Origin of the sequence: Methanomethylovorans sp., from assembly GCF_050177135.1 — an archaeon.
In the GTDB taxonomy this organism is placed as follows: domain Archaea; phylum Halobacteriota; class Methanosarcinia; order Methanosarcinales; family Methanosarcinaceae; genus Methanomethylovorans.
Genome location: NZ_JBFXHJ010000080.1, coordinates 1 through 4,043, shown reverse-complemented (window position 1 = coordinate 4,043; position 4,043 = coordinate 1). Strand labels below are relative to the sequence as shown.

General features: G+C 40.0%; 4 protein-coding genes. All 4 read left to right on the top strand.

The features are described 5' to 3' along the window. A partial coding sequence (locus AB7U21_RS07570; RefSeq protein WP_428388056.1) for an ABC transporter permease occupies nt 1-813 on the top strand: 813 nt, incomplete at its 5' end. Next, nucleotides 814-2,013, top strand: a complete 1,200-nt coding sequence (locus AB7U21_RS07565) for an ABC transporter ATP-binding protein (RefSeq protein ID WP_428388054.1) — start codon at nt 814-816, stop codon at nt 2,011-2,013. 155 nt (nt 2,014-2,168) lie between these two features. Further along, nucleotides 2,169-3,836: a methyltransferase domain-containing protein gene (locus tag AB7U21_RS07560; RefSeq protein WP_428388052.1), complete on the top strand. Its 1,668-nt coding sequence runs from the start codon at nt 2,169-2,171 to the stop codon at nt 3,834-3,836. 16 nt (nt 3,837-3,852) lie between these two features. Continuing rightward, on the top strand, nt 3,853-4,043 hold a 191-nt coding region (locus AB7U21_RS07555; RefSeq protein WP_428388050.1), incomplete at its 3' end, for a hypothetical protein.

Here is a 4,043-nt window from a genome sequence, read left to right as displayed (position 1 = left end):
CGAATTATTCTTATAAGCTGCTATGGATGGAAAATGTCGGTCAAACATATTGCAAATCTGTATGCTTACAGACAGCTGATATGGCAATTAGCTTGGAGTGAGTTCAAACTGAGGTATAAGAACTCTGTTCTGGGATATTTCTGGTCACTCCTGGAACCTCTGCTAATGCTAACGGTCCTATATTATGTTTTTTCTCATCTTATGAAAATGCAGATAGAGAACTATCAGCTTTTCCTTTTATTGGGCATTATCATCTGGAATTTCCTTAGCAGAGCTACCAGCATAGGAATGAATTCCATTGTTGGAAAACCAAGCCTCATTAAGAAGATATATTTTCCCAGGGACATTTTTGTGATATCATCATGCCTGACAGCATTGCTTATGAGTGTTTTTGAATCTATTGTTTTTGTGCTGTTCATGATATATTTCAAGGTGTCATTGTCAATCTACGTACTACAGGCCCCTGTTATACTGATCTGTCTTCTGGTCCTGTCTGTTGGTCTGTCCCTGGCTTTAGCAGCTCTTAATGTACTTTATCGCGATGTGCAGTTCATCTGGGCTGTACTGCTGCAGGCAGGCTATTTTGCAACTCCCATAATGTATACGGTCGAGGTATTTCCTGCAGATCTGAGAAGCATCGCACTTCTTAATCCGATAGCCAGGGTGATAATCGCTGCAAGAGATACAATAATCTACTCTTCCCCCATGCAAACGGAGGATCTGATATTCATGGCTGTTGCAGCAATAGTTTTCCTATTTGCAGGATATTTAATATTCAACAGGATCGAACCTCGCTTTGCGGAGGAGATCTGAATGCCTGTGATCGAAGTGGAGAAACTTGAAAAATCATTCCGCATCCCACATGAAAAACGAACCACACTGTTCGAGGCACTTACAGGAGTGTTCAAGCCGGAATCATATGAGGTATTCGATGCTTTAAGGGACATTAACTTCGATGTGGAAGAAGGTGAATTCTTTGGTATTATCGGAGAGAACGGAAGTGGAAAAAGTACCCTTTTGAAAATAATAGCAGGGATCCTGTACCCTTCTTCAGGTGAGGTACATATCCGCAAGAAAGTTACACCCTTCCTTGAACTTGGCGTAGGTTTCCAGCCCGATATGACAGCGTTGGAGAACATAAAGACCTATGGCACTATAATGGGAATGTCAAAATATGATATTAAATCAAGAACAGATGAGATACTGGAATTTGCAGGGCTGGAGAAGTTCAGGGATACGAAATTAAAGAACTTTTCTTCCGGAATGCAGGTAAGACTTGCTTTTTCCACTGCTATCCAGACAGATCCAGAAGTTTTGCTGATGGATGAAGTGCTTGCAGTGGGTGACATGGATTTCCAGCAGAAATGCCTGGATGTCCTGAACAGCTACCGCAAAGAAGGCGTAACAATAGTATTTGTGTCCCATGACCTTGGTTCTGTCAGAAGGTTCTGCGACAGGACTTTGCTACTGCACAAAGGAGAGCAAGTAGCTTTAGGAAATACAGCTGAAGTGATAGATAAGTATGTGTATGGGGAGGGAGCTGTTGATTCATGCGATATTGAGAAAAACGAAGCTATTGAAGCTAAAGTCGAAAAGAAGATTGTTGAGATCACTACCGTGAAGTGCATTGACAAAAGGGGTCAGGTCAATACAAATATAATCTCTGGTGATCCTATGACTGTAAGAGTAGAGTTCCTTGCACATGAAGAGGTCCATGATCCAATTGTAGGGATCGTTTTTTACTATAATGACATTTATTGCTATGGAACGAACACTGAGTTAAAAGGATATGAACTCGGAGAAGTGAAGGGAAAGAATTACGTCGATTTTAAGATCTTGAAAATGCCGATAATTGAAGGGAAAATAGATATTACAGTGGCTATTGCCTCACATAATTATCAAATGAACTATGATTGGCATGAAAGATGCTATTCATTCAATGTAATTAATCAGGGAAGAGATATCGGTCTGTTCTTAATGGAAACACAGTTGGATATGAGCCGGTATGAGTAAACATATCTCAATTCAAATTAATTTAATACAGAAGGTTCTTTATGATTTCCCATATACTCGATCTATATAAAACAGTTGAATTCGATTTTAGATCTTGGTCTTATGCAGAGGATGAACTTGCATATCTTTTTGAAGAATGGGTGCCATATTACCGAATGAAATATGCAATTTGCAAAGCTATTGATCCCAAGTCGATCTTGGAGATAGGAGTCAGATACGGATATAGTGCAATTACTTTTTTGAACTCGGTGCCTGATGCCCGTTACCTTGGGATAGACAATGATTCCGAAACATTTGGGGGAGCAAAGAATGCTATTCAATGGGCACGTAAGATAACCACTGGATATGATGCAGATTTCCTGATGAAAGACACTCAGAATATGGGCCATTTGCCTGGAAATCACTGGGACTTAGTTCATATCGATGGTCAACAAGATGGCGATGGAACTTTTCACGACCTTGAACTTGCAATAAGGAAAGCAACCTGGGTACTCGTTGATGGATATTTTTGGTCAAATGAGAATATGTTTGCCTCAACGCAGTTTATGAAAAAATACAGCAAATTTATAGAGTATGCCGCAATTATCCCAGGATATGCCGGTGATCTCCTCATTAAAGTAAAGATGCCTCCAAAGGAAAGAGGACAGGAATATCTGTCCTTATCCTCTGAGTACGATAAGGAATATTTTGAGAACGACTGCGGCGGTTATGTTTCTTTCAAGCGTGATCGTGGAAGGAAATTGGAAGATCCTCGCCTGGTCATACCGTGTCTTCTTGCAAAACCAAAAAAAGGGTTGAAGATCCTTGATATCGGTTGTGGCCGCGGGGAACTATGTTATGCTCTTGCCAAAATGGGCGCAGATGTTACAGGAATAGATTATTCAGAAGAAGCTATCGATATTGCACGAAAAACTTTTAATGATGATGATATAAAAGGAAAACTATCTTTTGTGTGCGAAGATGCTGTTACATATCCCATGGAAAGCACATTTGATGTGATAATTGCTACAGATTTTTTAGAACATGTGGAAACTCCTGTTCTAGAGCAAATCCTTAAAAAGTGTGCACAGCATCTTAACCCCGATGGGAAACTTATTCTCCATACTGCACCCAATCTAGAATACTACCATAAATATTATCCAGAGTTACGTCTCAAGGCTAAGGAAGCGGGGTGCTATCTGCCAGCAAATCCACGAACATACTATGAAGATATAATGCATATAAACGAACATACACCAAATTCTCTTGAGGCTTTGCTTTCCGGTGTCTTCGATCATTTTGTGATATGGGTTGCATCTGAAACTGATACAATTGGCTCGTTGGCTGCAGAATATACCGAACAAATGATGGCTGCATCAAGAAGTATCTTCGCAGTCGCATCTCATAGTCCTGTATCAAAAGATCTTATCCTTTCAACCCTCACTCAAAAACCTCTTGACCCTAAAAGAACTGCTATAGAGATGAAACTAAAAAAGCAAATAGAGGATATGATCGTAGGTGAAGAATATATTCTTGAGATAGAGGTTCAAAATAATGGCAAAGATAAACTGGCATCGATCCCTCCGAATCCTGTGCATATTGCATATCATTGGAAAGATATGAAAGACAACCTGATCGTGTATGATGGCCTTCGCTCAACTTTGGCAGTTCCACTTGAACCTATGGAAAATCAAATGATAGAAATGAAAATCATGCCTCCACAGGAACCTGGAAAATATATCCTTGAGGTTACGATGGTTCAGGAATCTTGTTTCTGGTTTGAAGATATGATACCTGGTCTGCCGTATAAGGTAGAATGTGTTGTAAGAATGGCAGAAATATGAAAATGTTGGGGATAACATGGATACTTTTGAGATACATGATGAAGAAGTGAATGTTGAAGAGATCATGAGAAAGATAAGGGAGAATATCAGTAAGCGAAAAGAGCAAGGTACCTATCCGCCCGAATTGGATGCAGCAGCCCGGCAGATGATCTCAGATCCAAAAAAGACATTGGGAGAAATTGCCGATGAACTGACCAATCTGAACAT

Excerpts from the sequence above, each read along its gene's own strand:
- AB7U21_RS07565 (WP_428388054.1), top strand. The coding sequence starts at position 814 with ATGCCTGTGATCGAAGTGGAGAAACTTGAAAAATCATTCCGCATCCCA.
- AB7U21_RS07560 (WP_428388052.1), top strand. The coding sequence starts at position 2,169 with ATGAAATATGCAATTTGCAAAGCTATTGATCCCAAGTCGATCTTGGAG.